Origin of the sequence: Streptomyces sp. 11-1-2 (assembly GCF_003595545.1) — a bacterium.
Lineage (GTDB): Bacteria > Actinomycetota > Actinomycetes > Streptomycetales > Streptomycetaceae > Streptomyces > Streptomyces hygroscopicus_B.
Genome location: NZ_CP022545.1, coordinates 4,174,536 through 4,199,638, shown reverse-complemented (window position 1 = coordinate 4,199,638; position 25,103 = coordinate 4,174,536). Strand labels below are relative to the sequence as shown.

Genomic DNA, 25,103 nt, shown 5'->3' with positions numbered 1-25,103 from the left:
CGTTCACCCATGTAGCCTCTGCCTCACAGCGCCACCCGCACGCCATTCCCCAAAGGAGCCCGCACCGTGAGCCAGCGCACGCTCGTCCTTCTCAAGCCCGACGCCGTCCGACGCGGTCTGGTGGGCGAGATTCTGGGGCGGATCGAGAAGAAGGCGGGCTGGACGATCAGCGCCCTCGAACTGCGTCAGCTGGACCGTGAGGTCCTGGAGCAGCACTACGCCGAGCATGTCGGCAAGCCCTTTTACGAGCCCCTGATGGAGTTCATGGTCTCCGCTCCGGCCGTGGCGCTGGTCGTCGAGGGCGAGCGGGTCATCGAGGGAGTCCGGGCGCTGGCCGGGCCGACCGACCCGATCGCCGCGGCGCCCGGGTCCATCCGTGGCGATTTCGGCACCATCGTTCGGGAAAATCTGATCCATGCCTCGGACTCCGAGGAGTCCGCCGAACGGGAAATCAAGATTTTCTTTCCCGGGCTCGCCTGATCCCGATCCGAGCGGTACTGATCGGCCATCAGTTTGATCATCTGCTTGCCACACCCCTGCTGACCTGGGGGCGGCCGAATTGCTCGGCCGCCCTTCGGCATATGGGAGCCGATCGGGGGAACGCATCTCCGCGACACGACGTCACCATTAGAGGAGGCGGGGTCGTGTTCTGCTGACAATGGCGGAGGACCCCCGCAGCGTGTTCGAGCGGGCGTGACTACGATGAAGCCTCCGCGCCTCGCAGCGCACACCCATCCTGCCGACCTCTAGCAAGCAATCGCTCCAGCAGGGAAGGCCTGACGTATCCTCATGGGGAACAACATGTCGTTCATCGGCCGTGACATGGCTGTCGACCTCGGGACCGCCAACACGCTGGTGTACGTCAGGGGCCGCGGGATCGTCCTCAACGAGCCATCCGTCGTCGCCATCAACACCAACACTGGCGGAATTCTCGCCGTGGGCGCCGAGGCGAAGAAGATGATCGGCCGCACCCCTGGCAACATCGTCGCTGTGCGTCCGCTCAAGGACGGCGTTATCGCCGACTTCGAGATCACCGAGCGGATGTTGCGGTACTTCATCCTGAAAATTCATAAGCGCCGCTATCTCGCCCGGCCCCGAGTGGTCGTCTGTGTGCCTTCCGGTATCACCGGAGTCGAGCGCCGTGCCGTCATCGAGGCGTCCACTCAGGCGGGCGCCCGTCAGGTGCACATCATCGAGGAGCCCATGGCCGCGGCCATCGGTTCCGGCCTTCCCGTCCACGAGGCCACCGGCAATATGGTCGTGGACATCGGCGGCGGCACCACCGAGGTCGCCGTCATCTCGCTGGGCGGCATCGTCACCGCGCAGTCCATCCGGGTGGCGGGCGATGAGCTGGACAACGCGATCATCCAGCACATCAAGAAGGAGTACAGCCTGCTGCTCGGCGAGCGCACCGCCGAGAACATCAAGATCACCATCGGCTCCGCGGCCGAGAGCGACGAAGAGGAACACACCGAGATCCGCGGCCGTGACCTCGTCAGCGGCCTCCCCAAGACCGTCGTGATCTCCGCCGCCGAGGTCCGCAAGGCCATGGAGGAGCCGGTCAACTCGATCGTCGACGCCGTCAAAACCACCCTCGACAAGTGCCCCCCGGAGCTCTCCGGCGACGTGATGGACCGCGGCATCGTGCTCACCGGTGGCGGTGCGCTGCTGCGCGGCCTGGATGAGCGGCTGCGCCAGGAGACCGGGATGCCGATCCATATCGCCGAGGACCCGCTGGACTCCGTCGCGCTCGGGTCCGGCAAGTGCGTGGAGGAGTTCGAGGCGCTCCAGCAGGTGCTGGACGCCCAGCCCCGCAGATGACAATCCGGCGAACCGGCCGTGCGGGTGGTTGGCTGCCCGTGCGGCGGAACGCTGATATACAGGCATAAGGCTCCCCAGGACCGGCCGGTCACCACATCACCGGCACCGGCACCGGTCCGACTTCGACGAGGAAGGCACGTCGCCGCACGTGAGGGACACACGAGAGAGCCGGCTGCTCCTGGTGCTGCTGGTCGCCATCGCGTTCGCGCTGATCACGGTGGATATCCGCGGCGGCGAGGACTCACCCCTCGACGGCGCCCGTCAGGCCGCCGCCTCCGTCTTCGGGCCTGTGGAGGACGGCGTCGCGTCCGCCGTCGACCCGGTCGGCAACGCCGTCGCGGCCGTACGGGAATCCGGTGACCGGCGCGACCGGGTCCGCCGCCTGGAGGAAGAGAACACCAAGCTCAAGCAAAAGCTCGGCAACGACTCCCGCAACCGCGCCCGCTCGGCCGAGCTCGACAAGCTGCTCAAGACCGCGGGCGCCGGCCAATACGGCATCAAGGGCGCCCAGGTCATCGGCATCGGCGCCGCCCAGGGCTTCTCCTGGACCGTCACCCTCGACATCGGCAGCAACGACGGCATCCGCCGCGACATGACCGTCATCAACGGCGACGGGCTGGTCGGCCGGGTCACCACCGTCGGCTCCTCGACGGCGACCGTGCTGCTCGCCATCGACCCGGACTTCACCGTCGGCACCCGTATGGAGGGGTCGGGCGAGCTCGGCTTCGCCACCGGACGCGGCGACCGCTCGCTCCATGTGCAGCTCCTCAACGGCAAGGCCCGGATCAAGCCGGGCGACCGGATGGTCACCTTCGGCTCCCAGGCGGACAAGCCGTTCGTCCCCGGAGTCCCGGTCGGCAAGGTCGTGCGCGTCGACCCCACCGGAGGGGATCTCACCCGCACGCTTCAAGTGCGCCCGTACGTGCGGTTCAGCAAGCTGGACATCGTCGGGGTCGTCGTCCAGCCGCCGCGCGGCAACCCGCGTGACACCGTGCTGCCGCCCAAGCCCGCGAAGCCCAAGCCGACGCCCACGGTCACCGTCACGGCCAACCCCTCAGCCACCGCCACGAGCCCGGCCGCCAACAGGAGCTGACCGATGCTGCACCTCAACCGGATCGTCCTGTCGACCTGCCTGGTGGTCTTCGCCCTCGTCGTCCAGATCTGTGTGCTGGCCCGGCTCCAACTGCCCGGCGCCGTCCCGGACCTGCTGCTCCTCGTCGTGCTCGGTCTCGCGCTCGTCTACGGCCACACCGGCGGTGCGCTCATCGGCTTCGCCGCGGGCCTGCTCGCCGACCTCGCCCCGCCCGCCGACCACGCCGCCGGCCGCTATGCCCTGGTGCTCTGCGTCATCGGCTATCTGGCGGGGCTCGCCAAGCCGGAGTCCGGCCAGCTCAGGTCGGCCACCGGGCCGATGCTGGTGGTCGTGGCGGCGGCCATCGGCGCCACGCTGCTGTACGCCGGGGTCGGCATCCTCGTCGGCGACGACGCGGCCCGTCAGGTGGGCCTGGGCAAGCTGCTGTTCACCGCGGCCCTCTACGACCTGCTGCTGGCACCCTTCACGGTGCCGCTGATCATGGGGCTGGCCAGACGGAGTGAGAACGATCCGATGGCCGACAGCGCGGGCGGCGGCGGTGAGAGCCCGTCCCGCTGGATCAGCACGGCGGGCGGCGTCAGCACCGGCCGGGTCGGCCGGATGAGCCGGCTCAAGCGTCCGGGCCGGGCGGCCCGGATCGGCAGCCAGCGCGGCGGGCTGCTGGCCCGCACCGGGAAGAACAGGACGGCACGCATCAAGGGGGTCAAGCGCCTGTGAGCACGGCCCTCCCGCCGCCCGCCGCCCTCCCCTCTGCCGTCCTCTCGTCGCCCACCACCGCCCTCAGGGGATGCCATGAGTAATATCCCCGAGACCGGACGGACCCCCCGGGTCACCATCCGGCTCGTCGGCCTCCAGATCCTGGTCTTCTCGCTGCTGCTGACCCTCGGCGGGCGCCTGTGGTACCTGCAGATCCGCAACGGCGACGAGTACACCGCCGAAGCCGCCAACAACCACGTCCAGCAGGTCGTCCGGCCCGCCGTGCGCGGCTCCATACTGGACGCCCGCGGTGTGCCGCTCGCCGACAACGAGACCCGTCTGGTCGTCTCCGCCAGCCGCACCGAGCTGATGAAGATGCCGGACGACGGCAAGGCCGCCCTCACTCGCCTGGCCGACGTCCTGGGCATGAAGCCCAAGGACGTCATGGACAAGGTCCGGCTGTGCGACGCCAAGACCCCGCAGCCCTGTTGGAACGGTTCCCCGTACCAGCCCATCCCGATCACGGACGAGGCCAGCGCCAAGCAGGCGCTGCAGATCCGCGAGCGCGAAGAGGACTTCCCCGGCATCAGCGCCGAGCCCACCGCCGTGCGCCGCTATGCCGCTCCCGCCGGTTCCAACGCCGCCCAGGTGCTCGGCTATCTCTCCCCGGTCACCGATGAGCAGGTGAAGGAGGCCGAGCACACCAAGTCGCCCCTGCTCCGCTCGGACCAGGTCGGCAGCAACGGCCTCGAGCGCCAGTACGACAGCGAGCTGCGCGGCAAGGCCGGGGTGACCCGTTACGAGGTCGACAACCTCGGCCGTGTCATCGGTCAGCGGGAGAGTCAGCAGGCGCGTCCCGGCGACAACGTCGTCACCAGCATCGACTCGCGTGTCCAATCGGTCGCGGAGAAGGAGCTGGAGCAGGCGATGCGGGACGCCCGCAAGCAGCACGACCGGAACACCGGCACCAACTACAAGGCGGACTCGGGCGCGGTCGTGGTCATGGAGGCCAAGACCGGCCGGGTGGTGGCCATGGCGTCCAACCCGTCGTACGACCCCAACGCCTGGGTCGGCGGCATCTCCGGCAAGGACTACAAGCAGCTCACCGGCAAGAAGTCCAACTACCCGCTGCTCAACCGGGCGATCCAGGGACAGGCGGCCCCCGGCTCGATCTTCAAGGTCGTCCCGACGACCGCCGCGATCAACGCCGGCTACTCCTTCAACGGGCCGTATCCCTGCACCAGCTCGTTCAACATCGGCAGCCAGGTCTTCAAGAACTTCGAGTCCGAGAACTACGGCGGGATCAGCCTCGGCCGCGCGCTGGAGGTCTCCTGCGACACCGTCTTCTACCACCTCGCCTACGAGCAGTGGAAGAAGGACGGCGGCAACAAGCCCAAGAAGAAGCCGGGGGACTGGTTCTACCGGACCGCCCACCAGTTCGGCCTCGGTAAGGAGACCGGCATCGACCTCCCCAACGAGGTCACCGGCCGGGTCCCGGACCGCCAGTGGAAGAAGGACTACTGGAAGGCCAACAAGGACGCCTGGTGCAAGACCGGCAAGAAGAATGGGAGCTACGGCGAGCGGATCGCCTACGAGAACTGCCTCGAGGGCATGAAGATGCGCGCCGGTGACTCCGTGAACTACTCCATCGGCCAGGGCGACACCCTCGTCACCCCGATCCAGATGGCCACCATCTACTCGGCCATCAGCAACGGCGGAACGCTCTACAACCCGACCGTCGGCAAGGCGGTCGTCAGCCCCGACGGCAAGGACGTCCAGGAGATCAAGCCGGAGTCGCACGGCAAGCTGCCGATGAAGGGCCAGACCCGCGAGAAGATCGACAGCGCGCTCGCGGGCGTCGCCACCCGGGGCACCGCCGCCTGGCGGTTCCAGGGCTGGCCGCAGGACAAGATCCCGATGCACGCCAAGACCGGTACCGCGGAGGTCTACGGCAAGCAGACCACCTCGTGGTTCGCGACGTACACCAAGGACTACTCGATCGTCATGACGATCTCCCAGGGCGGTACCGGATCCGGGGCCTCCGGCCCGGCGGTGCGCAAGATCTACAACGCGCTGTACGGGGTCGACGCCAAGGGCGGCATCGACAAGAAGAAGGCGCTGCTGCCCCAGCCGCAGGCCAACCTGCCGAAGATCTCCTCGGACGGCTCCATCGAGCCCCAGCCCCTGGGCAAGCAGTTCGAGGCGGCTTCCCGTGAGCGGCGGCGGGGAGGGGATTCGTGAGCGCGTCCACGCACGGATACTCCGTCCGCCGCTTCACTCCGGAGCGCGGCACCTGGAGCAAGCTCATGGCGCGCGACTCCGTCGTGCGCCGCCTCGACTGGGTGCTGCTGCTCACCGCGCTGGCCCTGTCCGCGATCGGCGGGGCGCTCGTCTACTCCGCCACCCGCAACCGCACCGAACTGAACCAGGGCGACCCGTACTACTTCCTGGTCCGGCACGCCCTGAACACCGGCATCGGGCTGGTGCTCGCCATCGGCACCGTCTGGCTGGGTCATCGCACCCTGCGGGGCGCGGTCCCGGTCCTCTACGGCCTGTCCGTCGTCCTCGTCCTCGCCGTGCTCACCCCGCTGGGCTCGACGATCAACGGGGCGCACGCGTGGATCGTGGTCGGCGGCGGATTCTCCCTGCAGCCGGGTGAGTTCGCCAAGATCACGATCATTCTGGGCATGGCGATGCTGCTGGCCGCGCGCGTGGACGCGGGTGACCGGCTCAACCCCGACCACCGGACCGTCGTCCAGTCGCTCGGCCTGGCCGCACTGCCCATCGCGATCGTGCTGCTGATGCCGGACCTCGGCTCGGTGATGGTCATGGCGGTGATCGTGCTCGCCGTGCTGCTCGCCTCCGGCGCGTCCAACCGCTGGATCGCCGGGCTGATCCTCACGGCCGTGGTCGGCGCGCTGCTCATCTGGCAGCTGCACGTCCTCGACCAGTACCAGATCGACCGCTTCGCCGCCTTCGCCAACCCCGCGCTCGACCCGGCCGGGGTCGGCTACAACACCAACCAGGCGCGGATCGCGATCGGCTCGGGCGGTCTCACCGGTAAGGGGCTCTTCCACGGCACCCAGACCACCGGTCAGTTCGTCCCCGAGCAGCAGACCGACTTCGTCTTCTCGGTCGCGGGGGAGGAGCTCGGCTTCCTCGGCGCGGGCCTGATCATCGTGCTGCTGGGGGTCGTGCTGTGGCGCGCCTGCCGGATCGCGCGCGACACCACGGAGCTGTACGGGACCGTCGTCGCGGCCGGGATCATCGCCTGGTTCGCCTTCCAGTCGTTCGAGAACATCGGGATGACGCTGGGCATCATGCCGGTGGCCGGTCTGCCGCTGCCGTTCGTCTCCTACGGCGGAACCTCGATGTTCGCCGTATGGATCGCGATCGGGCTGCTGCAGTCCATCCGAGTGCAGCGGCCCGTCTCCGCTTAGGGCTGATTGGCCCCAGTTCGGGTACGTGACATCACATGGTGGACACGAAGCAGGAGATAGAACGCAAGTACGAGGCCACCGCCGAAGAAGCCGGTCCGTCCGGGCGGCCCGACCTGCCGGGTCTTCCCGAATTGACCGGGGCGGGTCCGGTCGCGACCGTGGTGAGCCGAGGTGTCGCGACCCTCGAGGCCACCTATTACGACACCCCCGGGCGAAGGCTGCTGGCCGACGGCATCACCTTGCGCCACCGCACCGGCGGCGCCGACGAGGGCTGGCATCTGAAGCTGCCCGTCGGCCCGGACACCCGGGAGGAGCTGCAGGCGCCGCTCGGCGTCGAGGTACCCGCAGAGATGGCCGCGCTGCTGCGCTCGCGGGTCCGCCACGATCCGCTGCGCCCGCTCGCCCATCTGCACACCGAGCGGGACCGTAAGGATCTGGTGGACGCCGACGGCACCGTGCTCGCCGAGGTGTCCGTCGACCGCGTCACGGCCCGGCGGCTGGCGCCCGAGGAGAGCGAACCGGTGCGGTGGACCGAGGTCGAGGTCGAGCTCGCCGAGGGCCGGGGCCACGATCAGCGGCTGCTCGACGCGGTCGAGGGGCGACTGCGCGACGGCGGTCTGCACCGCGCCGACACCCCCTCCAAGCTCGCCAAGGCCCTGGCCGAGACGGAGAAGGCCGCGGTCGCGGTCGAGACCGGCGGAGACGGGCCCGGCCGGTCCGCCAAGCCCGGGAAGCCCGCGAAGAGCGCCCGCCAGGTCGAGCAGGCCGCGTCGGCGGTCCGGCGGCCGCTCGGCGCCGACGACGTCGTCCTGGACTACGTACGCCGTCAGATCGACGCCATGGTGCGGCTGGACCCCGCCGTGCGCAGGGACCTGCCGGACGCGGTGCACCGGATGCGGGTCGCCACTCGCCGGCTGCGCAGCGCCTTCCGCTCCTACCGCAAGGTCCTGGACCGTACGGTGACCGATCCGATCGGCGACGAGCTGAAGTGGCTGGCCGGTGAGCTCGGTGTGGAACGCGACCGCGAGGTGCTCACCGAGCGGCTCGAAGGCCGTCTCGCCGAGCTGCCGGACGACCTCCGGCTCGGCCCGGTGCGGAACCGGCTGGACCACTGGTCGCAGGGGCGCCGCGACGGCGCCCGCGCGGCCGTCCTGGGCGCGCTGGACAGCGAGCGCTATCTCACGCTCCTGGACACCCTCGACGCCCTGGCGGCCGATCCGCCGCTGCGCCCCGCCGCCGCGAAGCCGGCCGCGCCGGTGGTCGTGGGGGCCGTGCTGCGCGACTACGGGCGGCTCGCCACCCGCATGGCCACCGCCCTGGAGACGCCCGCGGGGCCGGACCGCGATGTGGCCGTCCATCAGGCCCGTAAGGCCGCCAAGCGCGTCCGCTACGCCGCGGAGACGGCCCGGCCCGCGCTCGGCAGGCCCGCCAAGAAGTTCGCCCGCCGTATGCAGGCCGTACAGGACGTGCTCGGCGACCACCAGGACAGCGTCGTCGTGCGCGAGGCGCTGCGGGCGCTGGCCACCCAGGCCCACGGCGCGGGGGAGAGTGACTTCACCTTCGGCCTGCTGTACGGCAGGGAGGAGGCGCGGGCCGCCGCCCGCGAGCGTGAGCTGCCCGGTCTGTGGGCCGATGTCTCCCGTAAGAAGCACCGGGCGGCGCTGGAGTCGTAGATCCGTGGCGAGGGAGTCCGGCGCGGCAGGTACGCTAGAGGGTCACCCCTGTCAGCTTCACGAAAGTCCGCGATGTCTGTCGAGTCGGTCTTCCCACAGCTCGAGGCCCTGCTGCCGCATGTGCAGAAGCCCATCCAGTACGTAGGCGGTGAGCTCAATTCCACCGTCAAGGACTGGGACTCCTGCGACGTCCGCTGGTCGCTCATGTACCCGGACGCCTACGAGGTCGGTCTCCCCAACCAGGGCGTCATGATTCTTTACGAGGTCCTCAACGAGCGCGAGGGTGTGCTCGCCGAGCGCACCTACAGCGTGTGGCCGGACCTCGAGGAGCTGATGCGCGAGCACAAGGTGCCGCAGTTCACCGTGGATTCGCACCGCCCGGTGTCCGCGTTCGACTTCCTCGGCGTCTCCTTCTCCACCGAGTTGGGGTACACCAACCTCCTCACCGCGCTCGACCTCGCGGGCGTCCCCCTGGACGCCGCGGACCGCACCGAGGACCACCCCGTCGTGGTCGCGGGCGGCCACGCCGCGTTCAACCCGGAGCCGATCGCCGACTTCATCGACTGCGCGGTGATCGGCGACGGTGAGCAGGCCGTGCTCGACATGACCGCGATCCTCCGCGCCTGGAAGGCCGAGGGCCGCCCGGGCGGCCGCGATGAGCTGCTCTTCCGTCTCGCGCGTACCGGCAGCGTCTACGTCCCGAAGTTCTACGACGTGGAGTACCTGGCCGACGGGCGGATCGCGCGCGTCGTGCCGAACCGCTCGGGCGTGCCGTGGCGGGTGTCCAAGCACACCGTCATGGACCTCGACGAGTGGCCCTACCCGAAGCAGCCGCTGGTGCCGCTGGCCGAGACCGTCCATGAGCGGATGTCGGTGGAGATCTTCCGCGGCTGCACCCGTGGCTGCCGCTTCTGCCAGGCGGGCATGATCACCCGCCCGGTGCGCGAGCGGTCGATCACCGGGATCGGCGAGATGGTCGACAAGGGGCTGAAGGCCACCGGTTTCGAGGAGGTCGGCCTGCTGTCGCTCTCCTCCGCCGACCACACCGAGATCGGCGACGTGGCCAAGGGCCTCGCCGACCGGTACGAGGAGGACAAGATCGGCCTGTCCCTCCCGTCGACCCGGGTGGACGCCTTCAACATCGACCTCGCCAACGAGCTGACCCGCAACGGGCGCCGCTCGGGCCTCACCTTCGCCCCCGAGGGCGGCAGTGAACGCATCCGTAAGGTCATCAACAAGATGGTCTCCGAAGAGGACCTCATCCGTACGGTGGCCACCGCGTACGGCAACGGCTGGCGGCAGGTGAAGCTGTACTTCATGTGCGGTCTGCCCACCGAGACCGACGACGATGTGCTGCAGATCGCCGACATGGCGACCAAGGTCATCGCCAAGGGCCGCGAGGTGTCCGGCAAGAACGACATCCGCTGCACCGTCTCGATCGGCGGTTTCGTCCCCAAGCCGCACACCCCCTTCCAGTGGGCTCCGCAGCTGAGCGCCGAGGAGACCGACGCCCGGCTGGAGAAGCTGCGCGAAAGGATCCGCGGCGACAAGAAGTACGGCCGCTCGATCGGCTTCCGCTACCACGACGGCAAGCCCGGCATCGTCGAGGGTCTGCTCTCGCGCGGCGACCGCCGGGTGGGCGCGGTCATCCGCGCCGTCTACGAGGACGGTGGCCGCTTCGACGGCTGGCGTGAGCACTTCTCGTACGACCGGTGGATGGAGTGCGCCGAGCGGGCCCTGCCCCAGTTCGGCCTCGACCTCGACTGGTACACCACGCGCGAGCGCACCTACGAGGAGGTCCTGCCCTGGGACCACCTCGACTCGGGCCTCGACAAGGACTGGCTGTGGGAGGACTGGCAGGACTCGCTCGACGAGACCGAGGTCGAGGACTGCCGCTGGACCCCCTGCTTCGACTGCGGCGTCTGCCCGCAGATGCAGACCGAGATCCAGATCGGCCCCACCGGCCGGAAGCTGCTGCCGCTGTCGGTGAAGTAGCCGTCCGGCGGCCCTCCGCCACCGGGTTGCCCACAAAGTAGGCTGGAAGAGACCGGGGCCCTGCGGCCCTGGTGCTCGACCGCAAGGAAGTACAAGGAGACAGTCCCCTGGGCAAGCGACAGCCCGAAGGCCCGCCGCCCGCTCCCGCGGTGCAGCGCATCCGTTTGCGTTACACCAAGCGCGGCCGCCTCCGGTTCACCAGCCACCGCGACTTCCAGCGCGCCTTCGAGCGGGCGCTGCGCCGCGCCGAGGTGCCGATGGCCTACTCGGCGGGCTTCACCCCGCATCCGAAGGTGTCCTACGCCAATGCCGCACCCACCGGCACCGGCAGCGAAGCGGAGTACCTGGAGATCCAGCTGACCGAGACGCGCGACCCCGAGAAGCTCCGGGCGCTGCTCAACGAGTCGCTGCCCGCGGGGCTCGATGTGATCGAGGCCGTGGAGGCCCGCACCTCGGGGCTCGCCGACCGGCTGCAGGCATCCGTATGGGAGATCCGGCTCGACCAGGTCGCCCAGGCGGATGCCGAGCGTGCCGCCGCCGCCTTCCTCGAGGCCGACACGGTCGAGGTGGAGCGCCGGACGAAAAACGGGTTGCGAACCTTCGACGCCCGTGCGGCGGTGGCCCGGCTGGAGGTGCTTCCGCCTCGGGCCGATAGGCCCGGAGACGCTGGCTGTGCGATACTGCGGCTGGTGGTACGGCATCTGACACCTGCCGTGCGACCCGACGACGTCCTGTCCGGTCTCCGCGCTACGGCCGACCTGGCGCCGCCGGTCCCCGCAGCGGTGACCAGGCTGGCGCAGGGGCTGCTCGATGAGGAGTCCGGCACGGTGACCGACCCGCTCGCGCCCGATCGCGAGGCAGTTCAGGCCGCCCCAACCACGGCCGCCGAGCTGACCGCCGCGACGGCGCCGGGAGGTTCCGCGTAGGGCCGCCGTCGATGCGCCGCCGATGCACTTGGGAGCCACCCGGGTACGGCTGGCGCACTGACCAGGAGACTTTCGCCGGTCCCGACACATTCGGTCCCGGTGAGCGAGACGACAGCTCCCGTGCGGCGACCGCGCCCCGGGCGGCGGGACACGCGCACAGTGCGCGGGTGGCCGGCCGGAGGCAGGCGCGGCGCCCGGGAGCGTGACGGGAGAAACGCCCGCATGCTCGAACCAATTGAGCCGACCCAACCTGTCCAGCCCCTTGAGCCGTCCGCGCCGCGTGCCGCGGCGCCCGGGGATCCCATCGAGAGCACGCCCAGCGACACGCTGCCGCCGCGCCGCCGCCGTGCGGCCTCCCGCCCGGCCGGTCCGCCGGTCGGCGGAGTGAGCGGCGCCGAGGTCACCACGCCCTCATCGCCGGCCATACCGGCTGATCAGATCGTTGCCATCGCCGCGTCCGAGGCCGCTTCCGAGCCCGTCGCCGCCGGTGCCGCCGGGATCACCGCGAGCGGATCCACATCCGGGTCCGACACCGAATCCGCCGCTCCGCCCGCCCGTGCGCGGCGTCGGGTGGCGCGCAAGGCGACGGCTCCGGCGGGTTCGCCGGAGGCCGCGGAGACCGTGGTGACGGCCGATGCCGGCCATGGCGGCGAGGAGCCCCAGGCCGCCGCCGAGCCCGTGGCGGAAGCCGCCCCCGAGGCCGCTCCGCCCGCCCGTACGCGTCGCCGTGCGACCCGTAAGGCGACCGCTCCGACGGGTGCGCCCGCGGAGGCGGAGACCGTGGCGCCTGAGCAGGCCGAGGAGCCCGCTGCGGCTCCGGAGGCCGAGGCGGAGACCGCGCCCGCGGCCCCTGCCCGTACGCGCCGTCGTGCGAGCCGTAAGGCCACGGCCCCCGCGGGCCCGCCGCAGGCGGAGGCCGCCGACGCGGACGCGTCGTCTGCGGCGGCCGCTGGTGGCAGTGGTGACGAGGCCACGGCCCCAGCCGCAGTCGCAGCCGATGCCCCGGCCGATGAGGCCCCGGCCGACGAGGCCCCGCGTACCCGTGCGCGTCGTCGTGCGACCCGTAAGACCACCGCTCCGGCGGGTGCGCCCGCGGAGGCGGAGGTCGTGGAGCCGGAGGAGGCCGTGGAGGCCGAGGCCGAGGCGGAGACCGTGCCCCCGGCACCCGCCCGTACCCGTCGCCGTGCGAGCCGTAAGGCCACCGCCCCCGCCGGAACGCCCGCGGAGGCCGAGGCCGCCGAGGAGCCCGCCGCCGAGCAGCGGGGCGAGAGCGCCGAGGAGCCCGCCGGTGCGCAGGCCGAGGAGGCGCCGCGTAGCCGCGCCCGCCGGCGCGCCACCCGAGGCACCGCCGCCGAGGAGCCGAGCAGCGCTCCGGAGCCGCAGACCGCCGAGGCCGAGGCCCCGGCCGCCGAGGCCGAGCCCGCGCCCCGTTCGCGGCGCCGGGCGGTCCGCCCGCCGACGGCCGTGTTCCAGGCGCCGGTCTTCACCGAGCCGGTCTTCCAGACGCCGGAGAGCGCCGCCGCCGAGGCCGCCGCCGCGCTGGAGGAGACCGAGGAGGAGGAAGAGGAGCAGCCGACGGCCGAGGAAGCCACCGAGGTCGTCGAGCCCGAGGCGCCCACCGGCCGCCGTCGGCGCCGCCGCCGTGGCGGTGAGCCCGCCGAGGAGCAGCCGGAGGCCGAGGAGACCGAGGCCGTCGAGGCCGAGTCCGGTCAGTCCGAGGGCGAGCACGGCGATGAGGAGCAGGGCGACCGTCCGGCCCGTCGCCGCCGCCGGGGCGGACGTCGCCGTCGCCGGGGTGAGGCCGCCGAGGGCGAGGGCGCCGAGGGGCGCTCCGAGGCCGAGACCGGTGAGCGGTACGAGGACGAGTCGGCCGCCGAGGGCGAGAGCGCCGAGGAGCAGGGCGAGGGCCGGGACGAGGCGGACGCCGAGGCCGGTGAGCACGGCGGCGGCAGCGCCAGCAGCCGTCGTCGCCGTCGGCGCCGCCGTCGGAGCGGCGACGCGGTCGAGGCGGAGGCGGGCGGTGATGACCCGGAGCGTACGGTCGTCAAGGTCCGCGAGCCCCGGGAGCCCCGTGAGCGGCGCGGCAAGGAATCCGAGTCCAGCGCCGACGAGGTGCAGTCGATCAAGGGATCGACGCGTCTCGAGGCCAAGAAGCAGCGCCGTCGCGAGGGCCGTGAGCAGGGCCGCCGCCGCGTTCCGATCATCACCGAGGCCGAGTTCCTGGCCCGCCGCGAGGCGGTCGAGCGGGTCATGGTCGTCCGGCAGAACGGCGACCGTACCCAGATCGGCGTGCTGGAGGACAACGTCCTCGTCGAGCACTTCGTGAACAAGGAGCAGGCGACCAGCTACGTCGGCAACGTCTACCTGGGCAAGGTCCAGAACGTGCTGCCGTCGATGGAGGCCGCCTTCGTCGACATCGGCAAGGGCCGCAATGCCGTGCTGTACGCGGGCGAGGTGAACTTCGAGGCGCTGGGGCTCTCCAACGGGCCGCGCCGCATCGAGACCGCCCTGAAGTCCGGCCAGTCCGTCCTGGTGCAGGTCACCAAGGACCCGATCGGCCACAAGGGCGCCCGGCTGACCAGCCAGGTCTCCCTCCCGGGCCGCTATCTGGTCTATGTGCCCGAGGGTTCGATGACCGGCATCAGCCGCAAGCTGCCCGACACCGAGCGGGCGCGGCTGAAGCAGATCCTCAAGAAGATCGTCCCCGAGGACGCGGGCGTGATCGTCCGCACCGCCGCCGAGGGGGCGAGCGAGGAGGAGCTGTCCCGCGACGTCGCCCGGCTGCAGGCGCAGTGGGAAGAGATCAAGAAGAAGTCGAAGAGCGGTAACGCCCCGTCGCTGCTCTACGGCGAGCCCGATATGACCGTCCGGGTCGTCCGCGACATCTTCAACGAGGACTTCTCCAAGGTCATCGTCAGCGGTGACGACGCCTGGGAGACCATCCACGGCTATGTCTCGCACGTGGCGCCCGACCTCGCGGACCGGCTCCAGAAGTGGACCTCGGACGTCGACGTCTTCGCCACCTACCGGATCGACGAGCAGCTGATGAAGGCGCTGGACCGCAAGGTCTGGCTGCCCAGCGGCGGCTCGCTGGTGATCGACCGGACCGAGGCGATGGTCGTCATCGACGTCAACACCGGCAAGTTCACCGGCCAGGGCGGCAACCTGGAAGAGACGGTCACCAGGAACAACCTGGAGGCGGCCGAGGAGATCGTGCGCCAGCTGCGGCTGCGTGACCTCGGCGGCATCATCGTGATCGACTTCATCGACATGGTGCTGGAGTCCAACCGCGATCTGGTGCTGCGCAGGCTGCTGGAGTGTCTGGGCCGGGACCGTACGAAGCACCAGGTGGCAGAGGTCACCTCGCTCGGCCTGGTCCAGATGACCCGTAAGCGGGTCGGCCAGGGGCTGCTGGAGTCCTTCTCCGAGTCCTGTGTGCACTGCAACGGCCGCGGCGTGATCGTCCACATGGACCAGGCGTCGGCCGCCGGCGGCGGTGGCGGCAAGCGCAAGAAGAAGAAGTCGGCCGGTGGCGCCCAGCAGCCGGCCGAGCAGGAGCAGGCCGCCGTGACCGAGGCCGAGCCCGAGGACGTCACCGAGGCGGCGGCCGAGATCGCGGCGGAGGCCACTCACCCGAAGCAGGAGCCCGAGCCGGTCTTCGCGGCCGACGAGGAGCTGTACAGCAGCGCCGCGGAGGCCGAGGCCGCAGCGACCCGTGGGCGTACGCGCCGCCGTGCCACCCGTAAGGCGTCCGCCCCGGCGGGCGCGCCGAAGGCCGCCAAGGAGTCGGAGGGCTCGGTGGTCGTGGTGGCCGACGAGCCGAGGGAGGCGCCCAAGGCGGAGGCGGTCGCCGAGGCCCCCGCTGCCGCTCCCGTCGAGGAGCCGGAGCCCGCGGCACCGCTGGAGGCCGTTCCCGCGCCGCGTACGCGTCGTCGGGTGACCCGTAAGGTGACCGCCCCCGCGGGCTCGCCGACGGGCTCCGAGGAGGCGGCCGTGGTGGTCGTGAGCGCGTCTTCGGCGGAGTCGGAGCCCGAGCCGAAGGCGGAGGCGGCGCCCGAGGGCGAGGCCGAGTCCGAGGCGCCGGCGAAGAAGACCGCCCGTAAGGCCGCCAAGAAGGCCCCCGCCAAGAAGACGGCGGCCAAGAAGACCGCCGAGAAGAAGACGGCGGCGAAGAAGACGACGGCCAAGAAGACCACGGCGAAGAAGACGACCGCCAAGAAGTCGGCGACGAAGAAGACCGCGGCGGCGGAGCAGCAGACTCCGCGGTCGGTCTCGGCCGCCGCCGACGACTGACCTGGCCGTACGGCCGACCGGGGGCACCCTGTCACGTGGCAGGGTGCCCCTCCGGGCTCTGGTAGCCTTAACCTTCGGCGTCTATACGCCAAACCCCTGAGCACATCCCTTCCGCTTCGCCGGAAGAGGCCGTTCGGCCGATGGTGAATCGAAATGAATCACTCGGTTGTCACGACCCCTCGTGGGCCGTGTTGGGCGGCTGGCATCAGAGGTCCCGTTTTCTAGCGAGAGAGTGAGAACCGCGTGTACGCAATCGTGCGCACCGGCGGCCGCCAGCAGAAGGTGGCCGTGGGCGATGTCATCGAGGTCGACCGTCTGGCCACCAACAAGGTCGGCGACACCGTCGAGCTCTCGACTCTGCTCGTTGTCGACGGCGATGCCGTCACCAGCGACCCGTGGGTGCTGGCCGGCGTGCGGGTTCACGCCGAGGTCGTTGATCACCACAAGGGTGAGAAGATCGACATCCTGAAGTACAAGAACAAGACCGGTTACCGGAAGCGGATCGGCCACCGCCAGCTGCACACCGCGCTGAAGATCACCGGCATCGACTCGGCTGCGAAGTAAGGGACTGAGGAGAGATGGCACACAAGAAGGGCGCATCGTCCACTCGGAACGGTCGCGACTCCAACGCCCAGCGGCTCGGCGTCAAGCGCTTCGGCGGCCAGACCGTCAACGCGGGCGAGATCCTGGTCCGCCAGCGCGGCACGCACTTCCACCCGGGCACGGGTGTCGGCCGCGGCGGCGATGACACGCTGTTCGCGCTGGCCGCCGGTGCGGTGCAGTTCGGCACCAGCCGGGGCCGCAAGGTCGTGAACATCGTCCCCGTCGCTGAGTAATCAGCCCGGGCGATATCGCACAGCCTTTCCGAGGGCGGACCGCTCTTCCCGTGACGGGAAGCGGGTCCGCCCTCGGCGCGTTACGAGCGTGAGGCACATCAGAACACCCCTGAATCCGCATTAACTGGAGGCACCCGTCATGACCACCTTCGTGGACCGCGTCGAACTGCACGTCGCCGCGGGTAACGGGGGCCACGGCTGCGCCTCCGTGCACCGCGAGAAGTTCAAGCCGCTCGGGGGGCCGGACGGGGGCAACGGCGGCCGTGGCGGCGATGTGATCCTGGTCGTGGACCAGTCCGTCACCACGCTCCTCGACTACCACCACAGCCCTCACCGCAAGGCCACCAACGGCAAGCCCGGCGAGGGCGGGAACCGCTCCGGTAAGGACGGCACCGATCTGATCCTGCCGGTCCCGGACGGCACCGTCGTCCTCGACAAGCAGGGCAACGTCCTGGCCGATCTGATCGGGCAGGGCACCACCTACATCGCCGCCCAGGGCGGCCGCGGCGGCCTCGGCAACGCCGCGCTCGCCTCGGCCCGCCGTAAGGCCCCCGGCTTCGCGCTGCTGGGTGAGCCGGGTCACTCCGGGGACGTCGTCCTCGAGCTCAAGACCGTCGCGGACGTGGCCCTCGTCGGCTACCCGAGCGCCGGCAAGTCGTCGCTGATCTCGGTGCTTTCGGCGGCCAAGCCGAAGATCGCCGACTATCCGTTCACCACGCTGGTGCCCAACCTCGGTGTGGTCACGGCCGGTTCGACCGTCTACACCATCGCCGACGTCCCCGGCCTGATCCCCGGCGCCAGCCAGGGCAAGGGCCTGGGCCTGGAGTTCCTGCGCCATGTCGAGCGCTGCTCGGTGCTGGTGCATGTGCTGGACACCGCGGCCCTGGAGTCCGAGCGCGATCCGCTGACCGACCTCGATGTCATCGAGGCGGAGCTGGCCCAGTACGGCGGTCTGGACGACCGGCCGCGGGTCGTCGTGCTCAACAAGGTCGACATCCCCGACGGCCAGGACCTCGCCGACATCATCCGGCCCGAACTGGAGGCCCGCGGCTACCAGGTCCTCGAGGTCTCGGCGGTCGCCCATCTCGGCCTCAAGGAGCTGTCCTTCGCCCTGGCGCAGATCGTCGCGGAGGCGCGGGCGGCCAAGCCGCAGGAGGAGGCGACCCGGATCGTCATCCGGCCGAAGGCCGTGGACGACGCGGGCTTCAGGGTCGTCGCCGAGGAGGGCTTCTACCGCGTGCTGGGCGAGAAGCCCGAACGCTGGGTCCGCCAGACCGACTTCGCCAACGACGAGGCCGTCGGCTACCTCGCCGACCGCCTGGCGCGCCTCGGTGTCGAGGGAGAGCTGATGAAGGCGGGCGCCCACTCGGGCGACGAGGTCGTCATCGGCCCCGCGGACGACGCGGTCGTCTTCGACTGGGAGCCGAGCCTCGCGACCGGCGCGGAGATGCTGGGCCGCCGCGGCGAGGATCACCGCTTCGACGCCCCGCGTCCGGCCGCGCAGCGGCGGCGTGAGCGGGATGTCGAGCGGGACGAGGCGGAGCAGGAGTACGACGCGTTCAAGCCGTTCTGAGGGGTGCGTAGCCGCCCCCTGGCCCCTTTGTGGGCTCTGAACGGTCTGAGCGGGCGTCTCCGCGCCGCTTGGCAGGTGCCATGACGAAGGGGCCCGGGAGGGATCTCCCGGGCCCCTTCGTCGTCGCTCTCGGCGGTCGCGCTCAGCCGCGCGTACGGCCGGTCTCAGACCGTCGCGGTCTCCTCCGGCTCCGGCGAGCCGGACTCCAGCTCCATCTCCTCCGCCGCGTCCCGGGCCTCGCGCTGCGAGGGGATCTCGTCGGACAGCCGGGTGGCCATCCGGGCCCGGCGCTCATCGGCCTTGTCGCACAGCTCCTGCGTGGCCTGGTTGAAGCGCACCAGCGACGGCGGGTCGGACGGGCCGAGCAGATGCACCTTCAGCTCGGCGCGGGCGGCCGCGAGGGTGTCCTTCTCGGGGTCGCGGACAGCTTCCAGCAGTCCGGCCGTGCCCTTGGCCTCCGGCGTGAGGATCGTGGCGGCGCGCACCGTCGGGAAGCCCGCCCGGAACTCCTCCTCCGTCATCCCGCTGGTGTTCGCCACCGCGTACGGCTTCTCGCTCGTGAGGTAGTCCGAGACCACGCTGGAGACATCGCTGATCAGCACGTCGGCCTGGTTGAAGCAGGTGAAGATCGCCGGACGCGGGCCGGTGATGATCTGGTGCTCCCAGACCGGCAGCGAGGCCCAATAGGCGCTCTCCCAGGCGGTCGTGGCCGCGGTGACGGCCGCCGCGCGGTCGCCATCCGGGGCACCCTGGAGCTTCATGCGCTCGATCTCGTCCGCGCTGGGGCGGAAGGCGGTGCTGGTGAGCCGGTTGAGCTCATCGGCGCACCGGGCCAGCTCGGCGGCGGCCTCCGGGCCGGGGCGGTCGCCGGTGCGCTTGGTGTTCGCCTCGGCGATCATCGCCCTGATGCGGTCGTTGGCGCGGCCCGCGCGCGGGTCCACCGAACCGGTCATCGGGTGCGGCTTGTACAGCAGGCGCACCTTGGGGTCGGTGAGCAGCTCGCGGACGATGTTCTCACCGGCCAGGATCACCGAGGTGTTACCGGGGTTGCCGTCCCAGCCCTCCCAGGTCGGCGCGTACAGCACGGTGGTGAAGTGTTCCGTACCGGCTCCGCCGAGGGCGCCGGTGGGCACGCCCGCGTAGGGGCGGATGGGGGCAAGCTGCGGCCGGCCGACCTCCACGACGTCCTTGTCCTCGACGCCGATGTCGGCGAGCTGGTAGCGCTCGCGTGCCGCCGGGCCCGCGACCCACACCTCGTCGTACGCCTTGGCGTACGGGTTGCAGCTGGAGAGCTTGTCGCTCTCGCCGTGGTTGATGAAGGCGTGCTTGATCGAGGGGATGCGCAGCACCTGCGAGGTCTTGCCGGAGTTGGCCGGGTGCAGCAGCACCTTGAGCGTCGAGTGCTCCAGACGCATCAGATGCGCCACCTTGGGGAGGCAGACGACCGGCACGTCCGTCGCGTCGATCTTCTGCACCATGAACCGCTCACGGAGCACGATGATCGGCTTTCCGTCGAGCGCGGCGAGCGTGGAGAGCCACATGTTCGCCTGGTACGCCGAGGAGTTGCCGCCGGAGAAGTACATCCCCACGGTCGGCTGGTAGTCGGCCAGCCACTTGTCGAGCCACCGCAGGGCCGCGGCCTCGTTCGCCACGCGCTTGCGCGGCAGCATCCAGGAGGCCAGGTGCGCCGTGCCGCCGATGCCGATCAGCAGCGCGATCGCCAGACCGGCACCGCCCCAGACGGCGTCCTTGGTGCCGGCGGTGATCAGCAGACCGGCGGTGGCCGGCGCGGCCAGACGCAGCAGACGGCGCCCGTGCTGACGGGCGAACAGCCGCGGCGGGGCCTCACTCAGGCGCAGCGCGGACGCGTCGATGTTGCGCGTGACGAACGGCAGCTGCCGGCTCCGGCGGACCAGGATGGCCGCCGCCTGGCAGGCGAAGTGCACCAGGTAGAACAGCAGCAGTCCCACGGTCAGGGGCGCCTGCTCGTGCAGGGGATTGATGCCCTCGATGCGCAGCAGCCCGACCATGATGAGCATGTCGCGGAACAGCTGGCGCACCGTGACGTCAAGGCGGATCTTGCCCAGCAGCGACAGCAGACCGGGCTGCTTGTGCTGAAGGAAGAGATCGAGCGCGAGACCGCACGCCGAGGCGGCGATGAAAAGCGGTACGTTCGGAAGCACGGCGCCGACGAGCTGTGTGGCAAAGAACACGAGCATCGCGAGCAGCGCCGTCAGCTGTACGACCCGGCGTGGGGCGATTCCGGCAGAGGGCACGGGATGGGCTCCTGGCAGGAGGGCGAGGGGGACTGACGGGGGGACCCCTGACCGTATGCCGACGCCCCGCCCGGTGACAATCCGCGCCGGTGCCAACCGGTCGCAATCGGTGTCAATGGTCACCCGAGGAGGCCCGCGCGGTGCTCGCGCCGGTGCGTAAGGCGGTGTGCGCGGATGGTGTCCGGGGGCTGAAATGCCGAGGCGGGCCGGGCCTCGTCTGTCGTAGATTGCCCACTTGTCATGATGAGTGTGTAGGGCATGCGTTTCTTCGGGACGTGTGTGAGCCGGGGACGAGCAGGGGAGCGGCGTGGCGGAGCAGGACGGGTCGGCCGTACGGGACGAGGTGGCCGCCGCCCGGAGGATCGTGGTCAAGATCGGTTCGTCCTCCCTCACCACTGCGGCGGGGGGCCTGGACGCGGACCGTGTGGACGCGCTGGTCGACGTGCTCGCCAAGGTGCTCGACGGCGACGGTAAGGGCGACGGCGGCAGGGACGGCGACGGTAAGGGCGACGGCGGCAGGGGCGGCGGCAGGGGCGGCGCGAACGGTAAGGAGATAGTGCTGGTGTCCTCCGGCGCCATCGCCGCCGGACTGGCGCCGCTGGGCCTGGACCGGCGCCCCCGCGACCTCGCCCGCCAGCAGGCGGCCGCGAGCGTCGGACAGGGGCTCCTGGTGGCCCGCTACACCGCCTCCTTCGCGCGCTACGGGCGCCGCGTCGGCCAGGTGCTGCTCACCACGGACGACACCAGCCGCCGCGCCCACTACCGCAACGCCACCCGCACCCTGGACCAGCTGCTGGCCATGGGCGCGCTGCCGATCGTCAACGAGAACGACACGGTGGCCACGGACGAGATCCGGTTCGGCGACAACGACCGGCTCGCGGCCCTGGTCGCCCATCTCGTACGGGCGGATCTGCTGGTGCTGCTCTCCGACGTGGACGGCCTGTACGACGGGGACCCCAGGACCCCCGGCACCTCCCGGATCGACGAGGTCCGGGGCCCTGAGGACCTGGACGGCGTCTCCATCGGCAGCGCGGGCCGCTCCGGGGTGGGCACCGGCGGCATGGTCACCAAGGTCGAGGCGGCCCGGATCGCCACCGCGGCCGGGGTCCCGGTGGTGCTCACCTCCGCCAGCCGGGCCGGTGACGCCCTGCTCGGCCGCCATACGGGCACGTTCTTCCACCGCACCGGCCGCCGCTCCGCGAACCGGCTGCTGTGGCTCGCCCATGCCTCCGCGCCGCGTGGCGCCCTGACCCTGGACGACGGTGCGGTACGGGCCGTCGTGGAGCGGCGCACCTCGCTGCTGCCGGCCGGGATCGCGGCCGTGGAGGGCGAATTCACCGCCGGTGACCCGGTCGAGCTGCGGGACACCCAGGGCCGCCCCGTGGCCCGTGGGCTGGTGAACTTCGACGCCAAGGAGATTCCCCAGCTGATCGGCCGCTCGACCCGGGACCTGGCCCGGGAGCTCGGCCCGGCCTACGAGCGCGAGGTGGTCCACCGCGACGACCTCGTCCTCCTGGACTGAGCCGCTCCGGCGGCCCGAGCGCCCCGGCGGGGACACCTCCCGGCGGTAGCCGGAGGGAGAAGCGAGCCCGTGGAAAACACCCACCTCCGAAAAACCTCAAAAGCGCCCCGCGGGCGGGCGAGGGCTGGTCAACTTTGTTCAACGGGGTCGCGCGGGGCAGCGCGCCGGCTGTGGGAGACGCGGCGGAGACCGAGCGGAACGCCGCGGCCATGGCACCGTCACGAGTGCTCCGCCCGCGCGTGAGCGGAGCAGCGAGTTACAGGAGGCCGCCGGTGAGACGAGGGCGCCCGGGGGCGTCGCCCAGAGGGGCGGCGGAGCGCACCCTGACCAGTGTCGGAGCGGGCGACGCCGCGACCGGCGACGCCATGGCGCACGCCGCCGAGCGCGGCGAGGCGTCCCGGCTGTGGTACATCACCCTCAGCGTCTCGGGGAGCGAGGCGCCGCTGCGGGAGGTCCGCAGGGCTCTGGAGCAGCTGGCCCATGACCATCCGTTCCTGCTGACCAGCCGCTATGCGGTCGATCACGCCGAGATCCGCTACTGGGAAGAGGCCCGTGATCTGCACGACGCCGCGGCGGTCGCGCTGCGGCTGTGGGGCGAGCACCGGGCCTCGGCCAAGCTGCCGCCCTGGGAGATCGTGGGGCTCGAGGTCATCGACCGTGATACGTACCACCAGCGGGTCGCGGAGGGGTACGGGCCGCCACCGGCCTCCCCGGTGGGCGTGCATCCGTTCTGAGGATGGATGTGCGGCGCCGGGATATGAGAATGCCATCTCGAACTGCGGAATAGCGCGCGGCTTTCGCCCGTCGGCTCAGTACGCTTCGTGCATGACCAGCGCACCCACGTCGCCGCTCACCGACCCCTGGCCGAAGTCCCCGGTCCTCCAGGCCGCCTACCGGTCCCGGGCCGCGGCCGCCGATCTCGCGCCGCTGCCGCGCGCCGTCAAGGACGACGCGCTGCTCGCGATGGCCGACGCCCTGGAGGTGCGCACCAAGGAGATCGTCGAGGCCAACGCGGCCGATGTGGAGCGGGCCCGTGAGGCCGGCACCAGCGACGCCATCGTGGACCGGCTGACGCTCACCCCCGAGCGGGTGCGGGCCATCGCCTCCGATGTCCGCGATGTGATCGCGCTGCCCGACCCGGTCGGCGAGGTGGTGCGCGGCTCCACGCTGCCCAACGGGATCGACCTGCGCCAGGTGCGCGTTCCGCTCGGCGTCGTCGGGATCATCTACGAGGCCCGGCCGAACGTGACGGTGGACGCCGCGGCGCTCTGCCTGAAGTCGGGCAACGCGGTGCTGCTGCGTGGCTCCTCGTCGGCGTCCCACTCCAACGCCGTGCTGGTGAAGGTCCTGCGCGACGCCGTCGGCGGCGCGGGGCTGCCCGCGGACGCGGTGCAGCTGGTGCCGGGCGAGAGCCGGGAGTCGGTGCGCGAGCTGATGCGCGCCCGCGGCCTGGTGGACGTGCTGATCCCGCGCGGCGGCGCGTCCCTCATCCGGACGGTCGTCGAGGAGTCCACGGTCCCGGTCATCGAGACCGGCACCGGCAACTGCCATGTGTACGTGGACGCCGACGCCGACCTCGACATGGCGGTCGAGATCCTGGTGAACTCCAAGGCCCAGCGGCCGAGCGTGTGCAACGCGGCGGAGACGCTGCTGGTGCACCAGGACATCGCCCCCCGGTTCCTGCCCCGCGCCCTGGAGGCGCTGGCCGAGGCGGGGGTCACGGTCCACGCGGACGAGCGCGTCATGGCGCTCGCGGAGGGCTCCAAGGCCACGGTGGTCCCGGCGGTGATCGAGGACTGGGAGACCGAGTACCTCTCGTACGACATCGCGGCGGGTGTCGTGGACTCCCTGGACGCCGCGGTGAGCCACATCCGCCTGTGGTCCTCCGGGCACACCGAGGCCATCGTCACGTCCTCCCAGCAGGCCGCCCGCCGCTTCACCCAGCTGGTGGACTCCACCACGGTCGCCGTGAACGCCTCCACGCGGTTCACCGACGGCGGGCAGTTCGGCTTCGGCGCCGAGATCGGCATCTCCACCCAGAAGCTGCACGCCCGGGGGCCCATGGCGCTGCCCGAGCTGACATCGACGAAGTACATCGTCACCGGCGACGGCCACACCCGCTGACTCACCCGTTCGGGGGGTACCCGATTCCCGGCGGCGCTGGGGTGGATCTTCCCCCGAATACCATTTCACCCTGCCCAAAATGACCCGTCCGGTCTACTCTGAATGGGTGCCGGACGACGTGGGGGGCAAGCCGTTCCCGGACGGCGACGAGCCCGACGAGCGCAGCCACGGCGAGACGAACGACGAGTTCGCCGCCGTGGTCTTCGACGAGGACTTCGTGCGGTCGGCCCCGATCCATGAGCCCACCGCCATCGAGCGGATGCTGGCCGCCGCCGAGGCCCGTGCCGAGGCCGAGGCGTCCCGGCGCCGCAGGGCCGGTGTGCCTCCCGAGGACGAGCTCTTCGAGGACGGCTACGGCCAGGAGGCCGAGTTCTACGGCGTGGACGACGCCGACGGGCGCTTCGGCCCCGGACGGGACGCGGACGACGCCTATGGCCCCTATGGGCGCTACGGCAGCGCGGGGCGTCCTTACCGCGGTCATGCCCGCTGGCACCGCCCAGTGGCCTGGCTGCTGGCCATCCTGATGGGCATCGGCGTGGTCGCCCTGGCCTTCACGGCCGTCTACCGGGGCGCATCGGGCAATCGCCAGGACCCCGCTCCACCGCCCGCCACCAGCGGTGTCGACGGCTCGCCCAGCGGACAGCCGCGCCTGGAGCCGTCGGGGTCGGAGTCGGCCGCGCCGGAGCCGACCGGGTCCAAGGGGTCGCCCGCCTCCGCCGTACCGCCGTCGCGGTGACCACCTCGCGCATCGCTAGCACGTCGTGGCGTATGGGGCGTTTCCTCCTCACTCGCCTCCCAAGTTGTGGAGTATCACCGCGTTTACCGTCGCCCCTGG

18 protein-coding genes are annotated in these 25,103 nt (G+C 71.1%); 17 read left to right on the top strand and 1 reads right to left on the bottom strand.

Going from position 1 to position 25,103, the window contains the following annotated elements; all coding sequences use genetic code 11:
* The first annotated feature begins 66 nt into the window (after window positions 1-66).
* The 13 genes from ndk to obgE all read left to right on the top strand — a co-directional run bounded on the left by ndk (window position 67) and on the right by obgE (window position 18,346).
* Window positions 67-480 carry a nucleoside-diphosphate kinase gene (gene ndk / locus CGL27_RS17920; RefSeq protein WP_119988371.1) on the top strand — a complete coding sequence of 138 codons (414 nt, stop codon included), beginning with the start codon at window positions 67-69 and terminating at the stop codon, window positions 478-480.
* A 321-nt stretch (window positions 481-801) separates the two neighbouring features.
* Window positions 802-1,821, top strand: coding sequence for a rod shape-determining protein (locus tag CGL27_RS17915; RefSeq protein ID WP_014060693.1), 1,020 nt, complete (start codon window positions 802-804; stop codon window positions 1,819-1,821).
* Between the two features lie 148 nt (window positions 1,822-1,969).
* Window positions 1,970-2,914: a rod shape-determining protein MreC gene (gene mreC / locus CGL27_RS17910; RefSeq protein ID WP_078641413.1), complete on the top strand. Its 945-nt coding sequence runs from the start codon at window positions 1,970-1,972 to the stop codon at window positions 2,912-2,914.
* A gap of 6 nt (window positions 2,915-2,920) precedes the next feature.
* Window positions 2,921-3,631 (top strand): rod shape-determining protein MreD, encoded by a 711-nt coding sequence (gene mreD, locus CGL27_RS17905; protein WP_043241082.1) that lies wholly within the window; start codon window positions 2,921-2,923, stop codon window positions 3,629-3,631.
* Between the two features lie 75 nt (window positions 3,632-3,706).
* Entirely contained in the window at window positions 3,707-5,851 is a 2,145-nt protein-coding gene (gene mrdA / locus CGL27_RS17900) for a penicillin-binding protein 2 (RefSeq protein WP_119988368.1), read from the top strand.
* 65 nt (window positions 5,852-5,916) lie between these two features.
* On the top strand, window positions 5,917-7,050 hold the full coding sequence (gene rodA, locus CGL27_RS17895) for a rod shape-determining protein RodA (RefSeq protein WP_237299876.1): 1,134 nt from the start codon (window positions 5,917-5,919) through the stop codon (window positions 7,048-7,050).
* A 35-nt stretch (window positions 7,051-7,085) separates the two neighbouring features.
* Entirely contained in the window at window positions 7,086-8,723 is a 1,638-nt protein-coding gene (locus CGL27_RS17890; protein ID WP_119988365.1) for a CYTH and CHAD domain-containing protein, read from the top strand.
* 72 nt (window positions 8,724-8,795) lie between these two features.
* Entirely contained in the window at window positions 8,796-10,718 is a 1,923-nt protein-coding gene (locus CGL27_RS17885; protein WP_078641409.1) for a TIGR03960 family B12-binding radical SAM protein, read from the top strand.
* Between the two features lie 149 nt (window positions 10,719-10,867).
* Entirely contained in the window at window positions 10,868-11,644 is a 777-nt protein-coding gene (locus CGL27_RS17880) for a TIGR03936 family radical SAM-associated protein (protein ID WP_119988362.1), read from the top strand.
* A gap of 222 nt (window positions 11,645-11,866) precedes the next feature.
* Window positions 11,867-15,937, top strand: a complete 4,071-nt coding sequence (locus tag CGL27_RS17875; RefSeq protein WP_240450540.1) for an Rne/Rng family ribonuclease — start codon at window positions 11,867-11,869, stop codon at window positions 15,935-15,937.
* A 243-nt stretch (window positions 15,938-16,180) separates the two neighbouring features.
* Window positions 16,181-16,501, top strand: coding sequence for a 50S ribosomal protein L21 (gene rplU, locus CGL27_RS17870; RefSeq protein ID WP_078641406.1), 321 nt, complete (start codon window positions 16,181-16,183; stop codon window positions 16,499-16,501).
* 14 nt (window positions 16,502-16,515) lie between these two features.
* Window positions 16,516-16,773 carry a 50S ribosomal protein L27 gene (gene rpmA / locus CGL27_RS17865; RefSeq protein ID WP_014060683.1) on the top strand — a complete coding sequence of 86 codons (258 nt, stop codon included), beginning with the start codon at window positions 16,516-16,518 and terminating at the stop codon, window positions 16,771-16,773.
* A gap of 139 nt (window positions 16,774-16,912) precedes the next feature.
* Window positions 16,913-18,346 carry a GTPase ObgE gene (gene obgE, locus CGL27_RS17860; RefSeq protein WP_119988359.1) on the top strand — a complete coding sequence of 478 codons (1,434 nt, stop codon included), beginning with the start codon at window positions 16,913-16,915 and terminating at the stop codon, window positions 18,344-18,346.
* A 164-nt stretch (window positions 18,347-18,510) separates the two neighbouring features.
* On the opposite strand, the gene CGL27_RS17855 is transcribed toward obgE, so the two are convergent.
* Complete coding sequence (locus CGL27_RS17855) at window positions 18,511-20,622, bottom strand: hypothetical protein (protein ID WP_119988356.1); 2,112 nt, start codon at window positions 20,620-20,622, stop codon at window positions 18,511-18,513.
* Between the two features lie 343 nt (window positions 20,623-20,965).
* Here CGL27_RS17855 and proB point away from each other — a divergent pair, with 343 nt between their 5' ends.
* The 4 genes from proB (at window position 20,966) to CGL27_RS17835 (ending at window position 25,004) form a co-directional block, all read left to right on the top strand.
* Window positions 20,966-22,144 carry a glutamate 5-kinase gene (proB, locus tag CGL27_RS17850; RefSeq protein ID WP_119994437.1) on the top strand — a complete coding sequence of 393 codons (1,179 nt, stop codon included), beginning with the start codon at window positions 20,966-20,968 and terminating at the stop codon, window positions 22,142-22,144.
* 272 nt (window positions 22,145-22,416) lie between these two features.
* Window positions 22,417-22,878, top strand: coding sequence for a hypothetical protein (locus CGL27_RS17845; protein ID WP_078641402.1), 462 nt, complete (start codon window positions 22,417-22,419; stop codon window positions 22,876-22,878).
* A gap of 91 nt (window positions 22,879-22,969) precedes the next feature.
* A complete protein-coding gene (locus CGL27_RS17840) occupies window positions 22,970-24,268 on the top strand; it encodes a glutamate-5-semialdehyde dehydrogenase (protein ID WP_119988353.1) in 1,299 nt (432 codons plus the stop codon).
* A 106-nt stretch (window positions 24,269-24,374) separates the two neighbouring features.
* Entirely contained in the window at window positions 24,375-25,004 is a 630-nt protein-coding gene (locus CGL27_RS17835) for a hypothetical protein (RefSeq protein ID WP_240450539.1), read from the top strand.
* Window positions 25,005-25,103 lie beyond the last annotated feature (99 nt).